The sequence below is a fragment of the Streptomyces sp. NPDC047079 genome (assembly GCF_040643755.1).
Taxonomy (GTDB): Bacteria; Actinomycetota; Actinomycetes; order Streptomycetales; family Streptomycetaceae; genus Streptomyces.
Genome location: NZ_JBEYUZ010000002.1, coordinates 201,988 through 219,059 on the forward strand (window position 1 = coordinate 201,988; position 17,072 = coordinate 219,059).

Genomic DNA, 17,072 nt, shown 5'->3' on the forward strand with positions numbered 1-17,072 from the left:
GGTTACGCGGCCGTTACCGCGTCCGGCGTCCCGGACGGTCGGGAGGGCCGGGGCGCCTCGGCAGTCGATAGACAGCCGGGGTATGGGCCAGAATGGCCCCCGTGCCTTCCCTGTTGCTGATCGAGGACGACGACGCCATCCGAACGGCCCTGGAGCTCTCACTGACGCGCCAGGGACACCGTGTGGCCACCGCTGCCACCGGAGAGGACGGCCTGAAGCTGCTGCGCGAACAGCGGCCGGATCTGATCGTGCTGGACGTCATGCTGCCCGGCATCGACGGTTTCGAGGTGTGCCGGCGCATCCGGCGCACCGACCAGCTGCCGATCATCCTGCTGACCGCGCGCAGCGACGACATCGACGTGGTGGTCGGGCTGGAGTCCGGCGCCGACGACTATGTCGTCAAGCCCGTGCAGGGGCGGGTCCTCGACGCCCGGATCCGGGCCGTGCTGCGGCGCGGCGAGCGGGAGGCCAGCGACTCGGCGACCTTCGGCAGCCTCGTCATCGACCGGTCGGCGATGACGGTCACCAAGAACGGCGAGGACCTGCAGCTGACGCCGACGGAGCTGCGGCTGCTCCTGGAGCTGAGCCGGCGGCCCGGGCAGGCCCTGTCCCGGCAGCAGTTGCTGCGCCTGGTGTGGGAGCACGACTACCTGGGCGACTCCCGGCTCGTCGACGCGTGTGTGCAGCGGTTGCGCGCCAAGGTCGAGGACGTGCCGTCGTCCCCCACGCTGATCCGTACCGTCCGTGGCGTCGGTTACCGGCTGGACGTTCCTCAGTGACCGATCCGCACAGGCGACTTGGCGGCTGGGCCGCCGCACGCAGGGCGGTGCAGTCACGCCTGCGCTTCACCAGCCTCAGACTGCGTCTGGTCGTGGTGTTCGGGCTCGTCGCGCTGACCGCGGCGGTGTCGGCCTCCGGCATCGCGTACTGGCTCAACCGCGAGGCCGTGCTCACCCGCACCCAGGACGCCGTGCTGCGCGACTTCCAGCAGGAGATGCAGAACCGGGCGACATCGCTGCCGGCGCACCCCACGCGGGACCAGTTGCAGTACACCGCCGGGCAGATGGCGAACAGCAGCCAGCGCTTCAGCGTGCTGCTGGTCGCGCAGGACGAGCACGGCACGACCGTGACCGGCAACTCCGACCTCGACACCTTCACGCTGGAGGACGTGCCCGGGTCGCTGCGGAAGGCGGTGGACAAGCAGCAGGAGTCGTCGGGCGGCAAGGACGCCTACCACCTGTACTGGCAGCGCATCGTCGAGGACGACAAGCCGTACCTGGTGGGCGGCGCCAAGGTGATAGGCGGCGGCCCGACGGGCTACATGCTCAAGTCCCTGGAGCCGGAGGCGAAGGACCTCAACTCGCTGGCCTGGTCGCTGGGTATCGCCACCGGTCTCGCGCTGGTCGGCTCGGCGCTGCTCGCGCAGGCCGCCGCCACGACCGTGCTGAAGCCGGTGCACCGCCTCGGCATCGCGGCCCGGCGCCTGGGCGAGGGCAAGCTCGACACCCGGCTGCGGGTGTCCGGCACCGACGAACTCGCCGAGCTCTCACGGACGTTCAACCGTGCCGCCGAGTCCCTGGAGAAGACCGTCGCGGACATGAGCGCCCGCGACGAGGCCTCCCGGCGTTTCGTCGCCGACATGTCCCACGAGCTGCGTACGCCGCTCACGGCGATCACGGCCGTCACCGAGGTCCTGGAAGAGGAACTGGACGCCGAGACGGGTGGCATCGACCCGATGATCGAGCCGGCCGTACGGCTCGTGGTCAGTGAGACCCGGAGGCTGAACGACCTCGTCGAGAACCTGATGGAGGTCACCCGCTTCGACGCCGGCACGGCCCGGCTGGTCCTGGACAACGTGGATATCGCCGACCAGATCACCGCGTGCATCGACGCCCGCGCCTGGCTGGACGCCGTCGAACTGGACGCCGAGCGGGGCATCATGGCCCGACTCGACCCGCGCCGGCTCGACGTGATCCTGGCGAACCTGATCGGCAACGCGCTCAAGCACGGAGGTTCGCCGGTGCGGGTGTCCGTGCGCGAGGAGGGCGAGGAGCTGCTCGTCAGGGTGCGGGACCACGGTCCCGGCATCCCGGAGGACGTCCTGCCGCACGTCTTCGACCGCTTCTACAAGGCCAGCGCCTCGCGGCCGCGCTCCGAGGGCAGCGGCCTCGGCCTGTCCATCGCGATGGAGAACGCGCACATCCACGGCGGCGAGATCACCGCCGCCAACTCCCCTGACGGCGGGGCGGTGTTCACGCTGCGCCTGCCGCGCGACGCGTCACCGCTGGTCGAGGAGGAGAAGCGGAACGGGAAGGCCACCAAGGGGAGCGCCCGATGAACATACGAGGCGGACGCCCCTGGCTGGCGACCGCGGTGCTGGCCACGCTGCTGACCGGCTGCGGCATCCGCGCCACCCAGGTGCCGACGGACTTCGGCCCCGCGCCGTCCCGGGTGCCGTGCGCCCTGTCCGGCACCGAACCCTCGACGCGGGCGGGCCGTGGCATACCGGTCCAGGTGTTCCTGCTGTGCGCGTCACAGCTGGTGACGGTCGACCGTCTGGTGCGCATCCCGGACGGCGCCGCGGAGGCGGCGCGCCGGGTGCTGGTCGCGCAGGGGCTGCTCGACCAGCTCACCGAGAAGCCCTCGTCCGCGGAGAAGCAGGCGGGATACGTGACGGACGTCCCCGGTGGGATCAAGGTCGGCGGTCCGCGCGGCACGGACCCGGGGGACACCTTCCGGCTGAGCACCCGCCCGGAGGACCTCACCTCGTACGGCCTCGCCCAGATCGTCTGTACCTTCGCCGACTCGGAGGCGACCACCGCCGACGACGGCACCGTCGTGCTGGGCGGCCCGGACCGACAACCGCTGCGCCGCTACGAGTGCACGGCCGAGGTGCGCTCCCGCCCGGGCACCGTGGCACCACCGTCGACGGAGGTTCCCGGCGGCTGAGCCGCGGGGAATGCGCCGACGACGGCCGGGGCGCCGGGCAGCGGACGGGCACCTGGGTGGAAGGGGAACCGATCCCGCCGGGCGTGGCGTCTAGGGGAGCGTGCAGCGTCAAGGCTCAGACGGCGGCAGCGCCGTGATCCGCATCCGTGTGGCTGGGGGTGTCCTCCTCGTCGCGCATCTGGCCCTCGTCGCCTGGATCACCATGCGCCCGCTGGACGTGCCCTGGGTGAGGCCCGCCAATCTGCATCCGCTGGCCGGTGTCAGAGCCGATCTGGCGCTGGGCTGGCCGGAGGCCGCCCGCCGTATCGGCGAGGGGCTCGCGCTGCTCGCGCCGCTCGGGGTGCTGCTGCCGATGGCGGGCGGCAGGCTCGCCGTCTCGCCGCTCGCCTCGATGGCCCGTACGGTCGCCTCAGGCACCTTGATCTCGCTGGGGATCGAACTGGTGCAGACCGGGGTGCCCGGCCAGGTCGCCGACATCGACTCGATCCTGCTGAACACCGCCGGGGTGGCACTGGCCCATGTGCTGGTCGTGCCCGCGGCCCGGGCCCTGCTCCGCCGCCGGGCCGCGTCGCGGCGGGGGGACGCCCACCCGCGGGAGGAGACGGCTCAGGGTCGGACCCCGACGATCCCCAGGGTCGGAATAGCCCCTTAGAGTGACGCTTCTCCCGCTTCGTCCTCGTAGCGTGGAACACGTCGGAAGTCGAGGGCATCGACACCGCCCCAGGACTTGGACGCCGACCGGATGTCCCGGCAGCCGCCGGGAGCCGCTTCCTGCCACGGTTCGCGAAGGAGCCACCATGACCGCCCTTTCCCGCCCCACGCACGGACGGATGATCGGCGGAGTGTGCGCAGCGCTGGCACGGCGCTTCGGCACCTCCGCGACCACGATGCGGGTGATCTTCCTGCTGTCGTGCCTGCTCCCGGGCCCGCAGTTCCTGCTCTACATAGCCCTGTGGATCCTGTTCCCGTCGGAGGACAAGGCGGGGGCCCGCACGGCCTGGTGAAAGGACGCGGTCCGTCCGCCGGACTCCGTGACGCCATGACGCCGATGGGCGCCCCCGATCGAGTCGGGGGCGCCCATCGGCGTCTGGGTCGAGGCCGTGTCAGGCCAGCGGGATGCCGTTCAGCGGCAGGCCGTGCAGGGGCAGCGTCTTGACGGGCAGGCCGCCGAGCAGTCCGCCGACCGGCGCGGCCGGCCCGTCGGCCGTGGCCTTCCCCACGGCGGGCACCGCGGTGCCGAGGGCACGCTGCCCCTGCCCGAGCACCTCACCGGCGCCGGGAAGCGCCCCGGTGGCGTTGCCCAGCGGCAGCGCCTGGGTCGCGGTGTCCGGCCCGGCGATGTCCGGCACGGCCGGGGCCGCGCTCGCGACGCCCGCGCCCGCGGCGGCGAAGACGGCACCGAGGGCGGCGACCCCGAGGGTTGTGGCAGCAGACTGCTTCATGATGAATGCGTCCTTGGATCCGATGACGGGGATGTGAGCGGTCCCGGAACCGTAAGCACGGTGAAGCGGGCTCCGCAAACGCCTCCGTGGAGCCGGATCGTTGTTTCCCGGCCGCCGGGAAAGGGACCTCGTCAGCCCTCGGTGTCCGTAAAAGCGCTGGTGGAGGCCGTCTGCCGGAACAGCCATTCGGACTTCAACTCGGCATAGCCGGGCTTGATGACGTCATTGATCATGGCCAGTCGTTCATCGAAAGGAATGAATGCTGACTTCATAGCATTGACCGAGAACCACTGGATGTCGTCGAGCGTGTAACCGAAAGCCCCGACCAGGTGCTCGAATTCCCGGCTCATGCTCGTCCCCGACATCAGACGGTTGTCCGTGTTCACCGTGGCACGGAAATGCAGCCGCCGCAGCAGCCCGATGGGATGGTCGGCGTACGAGTCGGCGGCGCCGGTCTGGAGGTTGGAGCTGGGGCACATCTCCAGCGGGATGCGCTTGTCGCGTACGTACGAGGCGAGGCGCCCGAGCTTCACCGAGCCGTCCTCGAGGAGCCGGATGTCGTCGATGATGCGCACCCCGTGCCCGAGCCGGTCGGCGCCGCACCACTGCAACGCCTGCCAGATGGACGGCAGTCCGAAGGCCTCCCCGGCGTGAATGGTGAAGTGGTTGTTCTCCCGCTTGAGGTACTCGAAGGCGTCGAGGTGCCGGGTGGGCGGGTAACCGGCCTCGGCGCCGGCGATGTCGAAGCCCACCACACCCAGGTCGCGGTAGCGGTTGGCCAGTTCGGCGATCTCCAGGGAGCGGGCCGCGTGGCGCATGGCGGTGAGCAGGGCGCCGACGCGGATGCGGTGGCCGTTCCCCTTCGCCCGCCGCTCGCCCTCCCGGAAGCCCTCGTTGACCGCCTCGACGACCTCTTCGAGGGTCAGCCCGCCCTCCAGATGCTGCTCGGGCGCGTAGCGCACCTCCGCGTAGACGACCCCGTCCTCGGCGAGGTCCTCGGCGCACTCGGCCGCCACCCGCACCAGCGCGTCCCGGGTCTGCATCACCCCGACGGTGTGCGAGAAGGTCTCCAGATACCGCTCCAGGGAGCCGGAGTCGGCGGCCTCGCGAAACCAGACACCGAGCTTGTCCGGGTCGGTCTCGGGCAGGTGCGCATAGCCCGTCTCCCGGGCGAGTTCGACGATCGTGCCGGGGCGCAGGCCCCCGTCGAGATGGTCGTGCAGCAGGACCTTGGGCGCCCGGCGGATCTGATCCCAGCTCGGGGTGTTCTGGTGCTGGCTCGTCATTTCCGCACCATAACGCCTACGCGCGTAGAGCGTGGGGTGGGGCCGCACGTCGATACGCAAAGGTGACCCCCAGGACGGGTCGCGTACACCGTCGCTTCTGACACTGTTCTGTCATGGCACACCAAGCGACGCCGGTTCGCAGGGCACGGCTGGGGAGGGCGCTCGGCCCGGAGCCGACGACAGTGAGCGGCGCGGTGCTGCTGCTCCCGGGCGGCGACGAGGTCTCCGCCCGCAGACCCTTCGCCCTGCTCGCCACCGCCTCCGTCCTCGGGCTCGGCCGTCGCCTGGCCCGGGCCGGTCATGGCGAGGGCCTGGTCACCCATGTGGTGCACTACCGCTACCGCGGCTGGAACGGCAGCGAGGCGCACCCGGCGCAGGACGCCGCGTGGGCCGCCGACGAGGTCGTACGACGCCATGGGGACGTACCGGTGTGTCTGGTCGGGATGGGCATGGGCGGCCGGGCGGCGCTCCACGCGGCCGGGCACCCGGCCGTCAACTCCGCGCTGGCACTGTCCCCTTGGCTGCCGGAGGACGACGTGGCCGCCTCGCCCGAACCGGTGAAACAGCTCGTCGGGCGGCGGGTGCTGATCGTGCACGGCACGAACGACGAGCGCACGGACCCCGAGCTGTCCTTCCGGCTCGCGGCACGCGCGAAGAAGGCCAACCGCGACATCTGCCGCTTCGAGGTGCACGCGGACGGGCACGGGTTGCACCAGTACCGCTCCGAAGTACACGCGCTGGCCGAGGACTTCGTGATGGGCACACTCTTCGGGCGGCCTTTGTCCCGTCCGGTGGAGGACGCGCTCGCGGCTCCCCCGCCCCTGGGGCTGCGGATGCCGCTGGCGGCGGGGTTCGGCCGGTCGTTGCGCAGATGAGGACGCCGGCCGCGGCTCAGTGGTGCAGCAGCCGCCCTCTCCTCGACAGCAGGAACCTCTTGAAGGCCGCCACCGGTGGCGTGTCGACGTGCCCCTCCAGCCACGCGACACCGATCTCCCGCACCGCCCGGGGCGCCGTGACCGTCAGCTCGACGACCCCCGGCCGCGGCACCGCCGGCGGCGGCAGCAGCGCGACACCCAGCCCCGCCGCGACGAGACCCCGCAGGGTCTCGGCCTCCTCGCCCTCGAAGGCGACGCGCGGCTTGAACCCCACCTCGCGGCACAGGTCGTCGGTGATGCGGCGCAGCCCGTAGCCGGGTTCCAGGGTCACGAAGGTCTCGTCCGCGGCCTCGGCGAGCCGGATGCGCCGACGGCCCGCGAGCCGGTGGTCGGCGGGGACGACGAGCCGCAGCTTCTGCTCGTCGAGACGACGGGCGACCAGATCGGGGGCGTCGGGCACAGGGGAGGTCAGACACAGATCCAGCTCCCCGGCGCGCAGCTTCTCCAGCATCGCCTCGCCGTAGTTCTGCACAAGGCTGAAGCGCACCCGCGGATGGTCGGCGCGAAAGGCGTGCAGCAGGCCGGGCACGGTCTCGGCGCCCATCGTGTGCAGAAAGCCGAAGGCGACCTTGCCGGTGGCCGGGTCGGCGTCCGCGCGGACCTCCTCGACGGCCCGTTCGATCTCCGCGAGAGCCCGCTCGACGGACACGAGGAAGGTGCGGCCGGCGGGGGTGAGGGCGAGCGTGCGCCCGCGCCGGGCGAACAGCTCGACGCCGAGGTCCTGCTCGAGACGGACGAGCGCGCGCGACAGGGTGGACTGGGGGACCTGCATCTCCTGCGCGGCACGCGTGACGTGCTCGGTCCGGGCGACCCCGGCGAAGTGCGCCAAGCGTGGCGCGAGCAGCGCGACGATGTCTTCTACGTCACTTGTGTCACTGGACGGTGACAGGCGAGCGGTCGACCTCTGCTGATGCACCATGGGAACGATTATGGGGTTTCTGTGCATTGGACGGATGAAGAGCGGGTCCGTACGTTCGAGGTATGCCTGCCGCCGATACCGGGGCGTCCACCACCGTGGGCGCCGATCCCGCGCCCACCCCCGCCGCCGACTCCCGTCTGAGCCCGGGTGGCCCCGGCTACCGCCGCATGAGCCTCGCCCTGTTCCTCGCCGGGGTCGCGACCTTCGCCCTCCTCTACTCCACGCAGGCCCTGCTGCCCCTCGTCTCCCACGACTTCGGGGCGACGGCGAGCGCGGCGAGCTGGACGGTGTCGGGCGCCACGGGCGGACTGGCGCTGTTCGTCCTCCCCATGAGCGCGCTCTCGGAGCGGTTCGGACGGCGGACGCTGATGACGGCCTCGCTGGCCGTGGCGGTGACGGTCGGGCTGCTGGTCCCCTTCGCCCCGTCACTCGGTGCGCTGATCGCGCTGCGCGCCGTCCAGGGCGCGGCACTGGCCGGGCTGCCCGCGTCGGCGACCGCCTACCTGGCCGAGGAGGTCAGCCCCAAGGCCCTGGTCACGGCGATCGGCCTGTTCGTGGCCGGTAACAGCGTGGGCGGGATGAGCGGCCGGGTCATCACCGGCTGGGTCGCGCAGGAGTGGGGCTGGCGGGTCTCCGTCGGCACGATCGGGGTGATCGCCGTGGCGTGCGCGGTCGCCTTCCGTCTGCTGCTGCCTGCGCCAAGCCACTTCACGCCGGGGTCGCTGCGCCTGCGGGTGCTGGCCCGCACGGTCCGCGACCATCTGGCCAACCCGCTGCTGTGCCGGCTCTACGCGATCGGCGCGCTGTTCATGGTGGTGTTCGGCGGCGTCTACACCGTGATCGGCTACCGCCTGACGGAGGAGCCGTTCGGGCTGCCGCAGGGCATCATCGGCTCGATCTTCCTGGTGTACCTGGTGGGTACCGTGTCGGCGTCGACGTCGGGCCGGCTGGTGAGCCGACTCGGTCGCCGCGGGGCGCTCTACCTGGGGGCCGCCACCACGACGGCGGGTCTGCTCCTGTCCCTGGCGCCCTCGCTCCCGCTGGTCCTTCTGGGTCTGGTCCTGATCACGGCGGGCTTCTTCGCGGGCCACGCGGTGGCGTCGGCGGCGGTCAGCCACACGGCGAAACGGGGTCGTGCCCAGGCGTCCGCGCTGTACCAGTCGTCCTACTACATCGGCTCCAGCACGGGCAGCACCGTCGGCGCGATGGCGTTCCACGCGGGCGGCTGGCCCGGGACGATGGGCATGGGCGTCCTGGCGGTGCTCGGCGTCGTGACGATCACGGTGTTCGGATCACGGGCGGCCCGCACCGAGCGGCGGCTCGCGGCGGTCTGAGGAAGCCGGAGCCTGCTCCCCGAGGCCGGGTCCGAGCTCCTGAGCTGCGCTTTCGTGCGCTTCGGGGCCGTTGTCAGTGGGCTGGAGTAGCTTCCGGAGTGCTGGGGCGCGACGGAGCGCGACAGGGACGGCCGCTGGGTGGGTGGACCATGGGTGACGGTACGGCGACGGTGGAGGACCTCGACGTCCGGCTGGAGAAGCACAGGACCGAGCTGACGGGATACTGCTACCGCATGCTCGGCTCCTCCTTCGAGGCCGAGGACGCGGTCCAGGAAACGATGGTCCGCGCCTGGCGGAGCTACGAGAAGTTCGAGGGCCGCTCCTCGCTCCGCTCCTGGCTGTACCGGATCGCGACGAACGTGTGCCTGGACATGATGAGCGCCGGCAACCGGCGCGCCCGCCCGATGGACCTGACCGAGTCCACGCCCCTCGCGCAGGCCGCCCTCTCCCCGCGCCCGGACAGCACGTGGCTGGAGCCGATGCCCGACGCGCGCGTCCTGCCGACGACCGACGACCCGGCGGAGGCGGCGGTCGCCAAGGAGTCGGTCCGCCTGGCCTTCATGGCGGCTTTGCAGCAGCTGCCCGCCAAGCAGCGCGCGGTGCTCATCCTGCGCGAGGTGCTGGCCTGGCGGGCGAGCGAGGTCGCCGAGCTGCTCGGCACCTCGGTCGCCTCGGTCAACAGCGCGCTGCAGCGGGCGCGTGCGACGCTGACGGAGCGGGCGGGCGAGGGGGCCGACGCCGCCGTCTCGGACCCCCTGGACGCGGAGCAGCAGAAACTCCTGGAGCGCTATGTGGCGGCCTTCGAGGGGTACGACATGACGGCGCTGACGACCCTGCTGCACGAGGACGCGGTGATGACGATGCCGCCGTTCGACCTGTGGCTGCGCGGCACGGCGGACATCACCGGTTTCATGACCACGCTCGGCTCCGCCTGCGCGGGCTCCCATCTGGTGCCGGTCGCGGTCAACGGACTGCCGGGCTTCGCCCAGTACAAGCCGGACCCGGACACCGGCGGTTTCACGGCCTGGGCGGTCCAGGTCCTGGAGATGTCAGACGGCAGGATCTCCGGGTTCCACTGCTTCCTCGACACCCAGCGCTGGTTCCCGCTGTTCGGCCTGCCCCTCCAGCTCGAAGGGGAGGCCGGTCAGATCGATTAGCGCGCGCAGGGCGGGGGCCGGGTGGCGCAGCCGGATGCGGCCCCCGGCACGCCGTGCGGCGAGCTGGAGCCGGGCGAGCGCGTCGACGGTCGCGAGTGCCGGTGGGCCCAGCCCGGACGCGTCGCACACCACGACCTCCGCCCCACCGGACACAAGCAGCGCCCGCACGTCCGCGCACAGCGCCGGGGTCTCGTCACGGCCGAGGGAGGCGGGCAGATACAGCACAGCGGGTGTTGTCGCGTCCACGTTCGGTAGACGGCCGCGACACCCCGAAGTCATCGGGCGGGGGATCGCGGCGTGGGCAAGTCATCCGGGGGGCCGACGACGGGGCTTTCGAAACACGCCCCCTAGTCGGCGGGGAACTGGCTGGTGTCGATGGTGAGGTCGAAGGGGGCGGGCAGGGTGATGGTGTCGCCGGACTTGACGGCGGACAGAACCCGGTAGACGTCCCCCTTCGGCTCGCCGTAGAGCGTCGCCGTGGGTACGTCGGGTGCCCAGCGGTCGACGAGGAGGTACAGCGAGATACCGGCGGTCGCATAGGCAGCCGGTTTGCTGACGCGGTCGTGGCGGGCGTTGGACTTGGAGGTCACCTCGGCGACGAGTTCGGCCAGGCGGCCGGAATATGGGTGTCCGTTTCCACGTCCTCCTGCACTGGGGCCACCACGATGTCGGGGATGAGCATGCCTAGGCGTGACGGCACGGCAATCGCCAGTGTCTGGAAGACCTCCCACTCCTCCGGGATCACGGAAAGCAGGCGGCGGTGGATACGCGCGGCGATGACGTTATGGCCGTACGCGGGAGCGGGTGACACGGTGACGACCCCTTCGATGATCTCCACCTTGCTGCCCTCGGGCCACTCCATCTCCTCCCAGAACCGGACGAGGTCGTCCCAGTTCTGGTCGGGGTCCTGGCTCACGGTGAGTGCCCTCATGGCGGTGTCTCCTATCGGTACGTCACCGATACCAGCATGCCGAACGGGACCGGCGCAGGTCCACCGATCCCGTTCACCCGAATGAGGAAACCGCAGGTCAGGCGATACGTTCCAGCACTACCGGAGACGCCGTGAACTCCGTGCCCGGTGCCGCGACGCCGTAGGAGCCCTCGATCGCCTCGAGCGCGTACGCGAACCGCTCGGGGGTGTCCGTGTGCAGGGTCAGCAGCGGCTGGCCCTCCGTCACCGTGTCGCCCGGCTTGGCGTGCATCTCGACGCCGGCCGCAGCCTGCACCGGGTCCTCCTTGCGGGCGCGGCCCGCGCCGAGGCGCCAGGCGGCGACGCCGATGTCGTAGGCGTCCAGGCGGGTCAGGACACCCGACGACGGGGCCTTCACCACGTGCTGCTCCTTCGACGTCGGCAGCGACGCGTCCGGGTCGCCTCCCTGGGCGGCGATCATCCGCCGCCAGACGTCCATCGCCGAGCCGTCGGCCAGCGCCTTCGCCGGGTCCGCGTCCTTCACACCCGCCGCGTCCAGCATCTCGCGGGCCAGGGCGATGGTCAGCTCCACCACGTCGGAGGGGCCGCCGCCCGCCAGGACCTCCACCGACTCGCGGACCTCCAGCGCGTTGCCCGCCGTCAGGCCGAGGGGGGTGGACATGTCCGTCAGCAGCGCCACCGTCTTCACACCGTGATCGGTGCCGAGACCCACCATCGTGGATGCCAGTTCCCGCGCGTCCTCGATCGTCTTCATGAAGGCGCCCGAGCCGACCTTCACATCCAGGACCAGCGAGCCCGTACCCTCGGCGATCTTCTTCGACATGATGGAGGAGGCGATCAGCGGGATCGCCTCGACGGTGCCCGTGACGTCACGCAGTGCGTAGAGCTTCTTGTCGGCGGGTGCGAGGCCGTCGCCCGCCGCGCAGATCACCGCACCCGTCGTGTCCAGAACGTGCAGCATCTGCTCGTTCGACAGCAGGGCGCGCCAGCCGGGGATCGACTCCAGCTTGTCCAGGGTGCCGCCGGTGTGGCCGAGGCCGCGGCCCGACAGCTGCGGGACCGCCGCTCCGCAGGCGGCCACCAGTGGCGCCAGCGGGAGGGTGATCTTGTCGCCGACGCCGCCGGTCGAGTGCTTGTCGGCCGTCGGGCGGGACAGGGACGAGAAGTTCATCCGCTCGCCGGAGGCGATCATCGCGGCGGTCCAGCGGGCGATCTCACGGCGGTTCATGCCATTGAGCAGGATGGCCATCGCGAGCGCGGACATCTGCTCGTCGGCGACCTCGCCCCGCGTGTACGCGTCGATGACCCAGTCGATCTGCTCGTCGCTCAGCTCACCGCGGTCCCGCTTGGTGCGGATGACGGAGATGGCGTCCATGGCCATGGCTTCCTTCCGAAGGTCCGAAGGTGTGCGGCCCCCTGAGCCATGAAGGTCGACTCGGGGGGCCGCACGGAGTTACTTGGTGAGATGGTCCGGGTTACTTGGTGAGATGGTCCGGGCCGAACGCCTGGGGCAGCATCTCCGACAGCGGCAGGATCCCCGCCGGGGTTTCCAGCAGCAGATCCGGGCCGCCGAACTCGTAGAGCAGCTGGCGGCAGCGGCCACACGGCACGAGGATGTCCCCGTCGCCGTCGACGCAGGTGAAGTGCGTCAGCCGGCCGCCGCCGGTGTTCTGCAGGTGCGAGACGAGACCGCACTCGGCGCACAGGCCGAGACCGTAGGAGGCGTTCTCGACGTTGCAGCCGGTGACGACGCGTCCGTCGTCGACCAGGGCCGCGACCCCGACCGGGTAGCCCGAGTATGGGGCGTACGCGCGGGCCATCGCCCTGCGCGCCTCCTCGCGCAGGGCCGCCCAGTCGACCGTGGCGGGCGCCGTCACTTGCCCTGTCCCTTCCGGTAGGGCAGACCGTCCGCCTTCGGCATCCGCAGGCTCTGCGCGGAAAGCGAGAGCACCAGCAGGGTGACGATGTACGGGGTCGCGGTCACGAGCTGGGCGGGAACCTCGTTCGTGCTGGAGTACCAGACGAAGAGCAGTGCCGCGACCACGGCGGTGATCAGCGCGGGGACGTACCGCTTCCGCCACGCGAGGTAGGCCGCGCCGAAGACCACCAGGATCCCGAGCAGCAGGATCAGAGCGTGCACGTTGGTGGTGCCGCCGCGCAGGTTCAGGCTGTCGGTGTAGCCGAACAGGCCCGCGCCGAGGGCGAGTCCGCCCGGCATCCAGTTACCGAAGATCATCGCGGCGAGACCGATGTAGCCGCGGCCGGCGGTCTGGCCGTCCAGGTACACGTTGGACGCGACGATCGACAGGAACGCGCCGCCGAGACCCGCGAAGCCACCCGAGATGATCACGGCGATGTACTTGTACTTGTAGACGTTGACGCCGAGCGACTCCGCGGCCACCGGGTTCTCGCCGCAGGAGCGCAGGCGCAGACCGAAGGCGGTGCGCCACAGCACCCACCAGGTGAACGGGACGAGGGCCACCGCGATGACGGTGAGCGGCGACAGGTCGGTGACCAGGCCGCCGATCAGGCCCGCGATGTCGGAGACCAGGAACCAGTGCTTCTGGTTGAGCGTGTCCAGCCAGCTCGACAGGCCCGGGATGTCGAAGGTGCCGAGCGAGTCGATGGGCGGGGACTGCTTGGAGGAGCCCTGCGGCGCGTTCTCGAAGGTGAACTTCGACAGGTAGCGGGTGGTGCCGAGGGCCAGGATGTTGATCGCCACACCGGAGACGATGTGGTTCACGTTGAAGGTGACGGTGGCGATGGCGTGCAGGAGGGCGCCGAGGGCACCGCCGATGATGCCGAAGACGACACCGGTCCAGGGGCCCCACTGGTAGCCGGCCCAGGCGCCGAACCAGGTGCCGAGGATCATCATGCCCTCGAGGCCGATGTTGACGACACCGGAACGCTCGGCCCACAGGCCGCCGAGGCCCGCGAGCCCGATCGGGACGGCCAGACGCAGCGCCGTGGACATCTGGCCGGTCGAGGTGATGCCGTCCGCACCGCTGATCAGCCGGACGATCGAGGCGAGGACCAGCACGCCCGCGATGATCAGCAGGAGTACCGGGAGCGAGAGACGGCGGCTGCCCTTGCCGGGCTGCTGCGCCTTCGGCTTGGCGACGGTCGCGGTGGTCATCAGGCAGCCACCTCCTTCTTGTGCGCGTTGTTGTTGCCGTTGGCCGCGGCGGCGAGTTCCGCACCGACCTTCTTCTGCTGGCGTCGCAGGCCCCACTGGCGTACGGCCTCGTACGAGATGACGACCGCGAAGACGATCAGGCCCTGCATGATCGTGGCGATCTCCTTCTCGTACGCCACCGGGGTCGCGTAGTCGAGGGCCGGGGAGGCCTTGTCGAGGAAGGCCCACAGCAGGGCGGCGAGGGCGATGCCGCCCGGGTGGTTGCGGCCCAGCAGGGCGATGCCGATGGCGGTGAAGCCGAGGCCGGTCGGGAAGCTCAGGCTGTAGGTGTGGGCGTCGCCGAGCAGCAGCGGCAGGCCGGACAGGCCCGCGACCGCGCCGGAGATGAGCATCGCGGTGAGGACCATCCTCTTGGCGTCGACACCGGAGGCAGCGGCAGCGGTCTCGGAGGCGCCGGAGGCCCGCAGGTCGAAGCCGAACCGGGTGCGGTTGAGGACGAGCCAGTACAGGACGCCCGCGAGGACGGCGAGGAAGACCAGGCCGTAGACCTCGCCGGCCCCGGCGCCGAGGTCGATGCCGGGAATCCAGCCGGACTTCTTCATGATGCCGGTCGTCATGTTGTTGCCGACCTGCACACCCCAGACGTCGGCCTGGGTGACGTAGACGATGAGGCTGGTGGCGATCGCGTTGAGCATGATCGTCGCGACGACCTCGCTCACACCGCGGGTGACCTTCAGCACGCCCGCGATGCCGGCCCAGAAGGCGCCGGTGAACATGGCCACCAGCATGAGCATCGGGACCTGAAGGAACGACGGCAGCGCGAGGTGCGCGCCGACGACCGCGGTCATCACCGCGGCGAGGCGGTACTGACCGTCGACACCGATGTTGAACAGGTTCATACGGAAGCCGAGGGCCACCGCGAGCGCGGCGATGTAGTACAGCGACGCCTGGTTGACGATCAGCACCTGGACGTCGGAGAACCCGATCTGCTCCAGCATCAGCCGGTAGGGCTCGAACGGGTTCTTGCCGGAGGCGACCAGCACGACCGAGGTCAGCACAATCGCCGAGACGAGCGCGATGACCGGACCGGCCACGGCGAGGAGCAGCCGCTCCTTGTCGAACTTCTTCATCGGGCGTCGTCCTCCGGACCGGCGTCTGCGTCGCCTTCTGTGGCGTTTTCTACGTGTTCCAGGTGACCGGACGCGGCACCCGTCATGGCCGAGCCCAGTTCCTCCGGGGTGATGGTGGCGGGGTCGGCGTCGGCGACCAGCCGGCCGTTGTATATCACCCGCAGGGTGTCGGAGAGACCGATCAGCTCGTCCAGGTCGGCGGAGATCAGCAGTACGGCCAGGCCCTCGCGGCGGGCCACGCGGATCTGGTCCCAGATCTGCGCCTGCGCACCGACGTCCACGCCGCGGGTGGGGTGGGCGGCGATCAGGAACTTGGGGGCATGGCTCATCTCGCGGCCCACGATCAGCTTCTGCTGGTTGCCTCCGGAGAGGGAGGCGGCGGTGACGTCGATGCCGGGTGTGCGGACGTCGTACTCCTTGACGATCCGCCGGGTGTCCTCCTGGGCGCCCTTGGGGTCGAGCCAGAAGCCCTTGGCGTTGGGGCGCTCGGTGACGTGGCCGAGGATGCGGTTCTCCCACAGGGGAGCCTCGAGGAGGAGACCGTGGCGGTGGCGGTCCTCGGGGATGTAGCCGACGCCCTGCTCGCGGCGCTTGCGGGTGGGCCAGGCCGTGATGTCCTCGCCGAGGAAGGCGATGGAACCGGAGTCGGCGTTCTTGAGGCCGATCAGCGCGTCGATCAGCTCGGTCTGGCCGTTGCCCTCGACGCCGGCGATGCCCATGACCTCACCGGCGTGGATGGTGAAGGTGACGTCGTCGAGGACGCGGCGCACTCCCGCCGCGCCCTCGGCCGTCTGCTCGGTGAGCAGACCGGTGGAGGCGGGCTCGGCCAGCTCACCGAGCGAGGCGCCGCCGCGCGCGTGCACGGTGAGACCCCTGACCTCGATCACCGGGCGGTCCGTCACGGTCGACTCGGCGGTCTCCGGGACGGGCAGCTCGCTGCCGACCATCAGCTCGGCGAGCTGGCGCGGGGTCGTCTCGGAGGGCACGGCGGTGCCGACCGTCGTGCCGCGCCTGATGACCGTGATGTCGTCGGCGACCGACAGGACCTCGCCCAGCTTGTGGGAGATGAAGATGACGGACAGGCCCTCGGACTTCAGCTCGCGCAGGTTGTCGAAGAGCGCCTCGACCTCCTGCGGGACGAGCACGGCGGTCGGCTCGTCGAGGATGAGGGTCTTGGCGCCGCGGTAGAGGACCTTGAGGATCTCCACGCGCTGGCGGTCGGCGACACCGAGGTCCTCGACCAGGGCGTCGGGGCGTACGCCGAGACCGTACCGCTCGGAGATCTCCTTGATCTTCCTGCGGGCGCCGCTGCCGATGCCGTACAGCTTCTCGCTGCCGAGGACCACGTTCTCCAGGACCGTGAGGTTGTCGGCGAGCATGAAGTGCTGATGGACCATGCCGATGCCGCGCGCGATGGCGTCGGCGGGGCTGTTGAAGGTCACCTGCTCGCCATCGATGGTGATGGTGCCCTCGTCCGGCTTCTGCATGCCGTAGAGGATCTTCATCAGTGTCGACTTGCCGGCGCCGTTCTCGCCGACGAGGGCGTGCACGGTGCCCTTGCGGACCGTGAGGTGGATGTCGTGGTTGGCGACGACACCGGGGAATCGCTTGGTGATCGCCGCCAGCTCGACCGCGGTCGTCGACGGTGCGGTGAGCGGAGGGCTGCTGGACGCGTCGATGGCGCACTCTCCTTGGGAAAGGGGCCACTCTACGCGCGTAGCGCCCCTGCTTTGAATAGTGCCGGGACCTGATCGCTGTCGATCCGTTCCGAGCATTCTGCCGCGCGAACGGGGCGCGAGTCGGTCATCCTTCCCGCGCCCCGTTCCGTGACCGTAACGCTGCCATTACAGCGC

General features: G+C 70.7%; 17 protein-coding genes and 1 pseudogene. 8 read left to right on the forward strand and 10 right to left on the reverse strand.

Going from position 1 to position 17,072, the window contains the following annotated elements; translation table 11 throughout:
* The first annotated feature begins 101 nt into the window (after positions 1 to 101).
* From afsQ1 to ABZ823_RS03455, 5 genes are all read left to right on the forward strand, one after another.
* Entirely contained in the window at positions 102 to 779 is a 678-nt protein-coding gene (afsQ1, locus tag ABZ823_RS03435; protein WP_361653185.1) for a two-component system response regulator AfsQ1, read from the forward strand.
* Positions 776 to 2,338, forward strand: coding sequence for a HAMP domain-containing sensor histidine kinase (locus tag ABZ823_RS03440; RefSeq protein ID WP_361653187.1), 1,563 nt, complete (start codon positions 776 to 778; stop codon positions 2,336 to 2,338). Before afsQ1 ends, ABZ823_RS03440 begins: the two co-directional genes overlap by 4 nt.
* On the forward strand, positions 2,335 to 2,949 hold the full coding sequence (locus tag ABZ823_RS03445; protein ID WP_361653189.1) for a hypothetical protein: 615 nt from the start codon (positions 2,335 to 2,337) through the stop codon (positions 2,947 to 2,949). Before ABZ823_RS03440 ends, ABZ823_RS03445 begins: the two co-directional genes overlap by 4 nt.
* Positions 2,950 to 3,049: 100 nt before the next feature.
* Entirely contained in the window at positions 3,050 to 3,601 is a 552-nt protein-coding gene (locus ABZ823_RS03450; RefSeq protein ID WP_361653191.1) for a VanZ family protein, read from the forward strand.
* A gap of 145 nt (positions 3,602 to 3,746) precedes the next feature.
* Entirely contained in the window at positions 3,747 to 3,953 is a 207-nt protein-coding gene (locus ABZ823_RS03455) for a PspC domain-containing protein (protein ID WP_361653193.1), read from the forward strand.
* A 99-nt stretch (positions 3,954 to 4,052) separates the two neighbouring features.
* On the opposite strand, the gene ABZ823_RS03460 is transcribed toward ABZ823_RS03455, so the two are convergent.
* Positions 4,053 to 4,391, reverse strand: a complete 339-nt coding sequence (locus ABZ823_RS03460; protein ID WP_361653195.1) for an ATP-binding protein — start codon at positions 4,389 to 4,391, stop codon at positions 4,053 to 4,055.
* A 131-nt stretch (positions 4,392 to 4,522) separates the two neighbouring features.
* Complete coding sequence (locus tag ABZ823_RS03465) at positions 4,523 to 5,677, reverse strand: adenosine deaminase (protein ID WP_361653197.1); 1,155 nt, start codon at positions 5,675 to 5,677, stop codon at positions 4,523 to 4,525.
* 113 nt (positions 5,678 to 5,790) lie between these two features.
* Between ABZ823_RS03465 and ABZ823_RS03470 the strand changes: the two genes are divergently transcribed.
* Positions 5,791 to 6,552, forward strand: a complete 762-nt coding sequence (locus ABZ823_RS03470; RefSeq protein WP_361653199.1) for an alpha/beta hydrolase — start codon at positions 5,791 to 5,793, stop codon at positions 6,550 to 6,552.
* 16 nt (positions 6,553 to 6,568) lie between these two features.
* Here ABZ823_RS03470 and ABZ823_RS03475 read toward each other — a convergent pair whose 3' ends face one another.
* Positions 6,569 to 7,531 carry a LysR substrate-binding domain-containing protein gene (locus ABZ823_RS03475; protein WP_361653201.1) on the reverse strand — a complete coding sequence of 321 codons (963 nt, stop codon included), beginning with the start codon at positions 7,529 to 7,531 and terminating at the stop codon, positions 6,569 to 6,571.
* 62 nt (positions 7,532 to 7,593) lie between these two features.
* On the opposite strand from ABZ823_RS03475, the gene ABZ823_RS03480 reads away from it, so the two are divergent.
* Positions 7,594 to 8,865: an MFS transporter gene (locus ABZ823_RS03480; RefSeq protein WP_361653203.1), complete on the forward strand. Its 1,272-nt coding sequence runs from the start codon at positions 7,594 to 7,596 to the stop codon at positions 8,863 to 8,865.
* A 149-nt stretch (positions 8,866 to 9,014) separates the two neighbouring features.
* Entirely contained in the window at positions 9,015 to 10,022 is a 1,008-nt protein-coding gene (locus tag ABZ823_RS03485) for a sigma-70 family RNA polymerase sigma factor (RefSeq protein ID WP_361653205.1), read from the forward strand.
* Here the strand turns inward: ABZ823_RS03485 and ABZ823_RS03490 are convergent.
* The 7 genes and pseudogenes from ABZ823_RS03490 to ABZ823_RS03520 form a co-directional block, all read right to left on the reverse strand.
* Positions 9,915 to 10,301: an STAS domain-containing protein gene (locus ABZ823_RS03490; RefSeq protein WP_361653207.1), complete on the reverse strand. Its 387-nt coding sequence runs from the start codon at positions 10,299 to 10,301 to the stop codon at positions 9,915 to 9,917. The genes ABZ823_RS03485 and ABZ823_RS03490 overlap by 108 nt on opposite strands.
* Before the next feature lie 68 nt (positions 10,302 to 10,369).
* Positions 10,370 to 10,953, reverse strand: a pseudogene (locus ABZ823_RS03495) (Uma2 family endonuclease).
* Positions 10,954 to 11,050: 97 nt separating this feature from the next.
* Positions 11,051 to 12,334 carry a thymidine phosphorylase gene (locus ABZ823_RS03500; RefSeq protein ID WP_361653209.1) on the reverse strand — a complete coding sequence of 428 codons (1,284 nt, stop codon included), beginning with the start codon at positions 12,332 to 12,334 and terminating at the stop codon, positions 11,051 to 11,053.
* A 94-nt stretch (positions 12,335 to 12,428) separates the two neighbouring features.
* Positions 12,429 to 12,830 carry a cytidine deaminase gene (locus tag ABZ823_RS03505; RefSeq protein ID WP_361653211.1) on the reverse strand — a complete coding sequence of 134 codons (402 nt, stop codon included), beginning with the start codon at positions 12,828 to 12,830 and terminating at the stop codon, positions 12,429 to 12,431.
* Entirely contained in the window at positions 12,827 to 14,089 is a 1,263-nt protein-coding gene (locus tag ABZ823_RS03510) for an ABC transporter permease (protein ID WP_361653213.1), read from the reverse strand. Before ABZ823_RS03510 ends, ABZ823_RS03505 begins: the two co-directional genes overlap by 4 nt.
* Positions 14,089 to 15,219, reverse strand: a complete 1,131-nt coding sequence (locus ABZ823_RS03515; RefSeq protein ID WP_361653215.1) for an ABC transporter permease — start codon at positions 15,217 to 15,219, stop codon at positions 14,089 to 14,091. The genes ABZ823_RS03510 and ABZ823_RS03515 overlap by 1 nt, the downstream gene beginning before the upstream one ends.
* Positions 15,216 to 16,994, reverse strand: coding sequence for an ABC transporter ATP-binding protein (locus ABZ823_RS03520; protein WP_361653217.1), 1,779 nt, complete (start codon positions 16,992 to 16,994; stop codon positions 15,216 to 15,218). Before ABZ823_RS03520 ends, ABZ823_RS03515 begins: the two co-directional genes overlap by 4 nt.
* Positions 16,995 to 17,072: the final 78 nt, after the last annotated feature.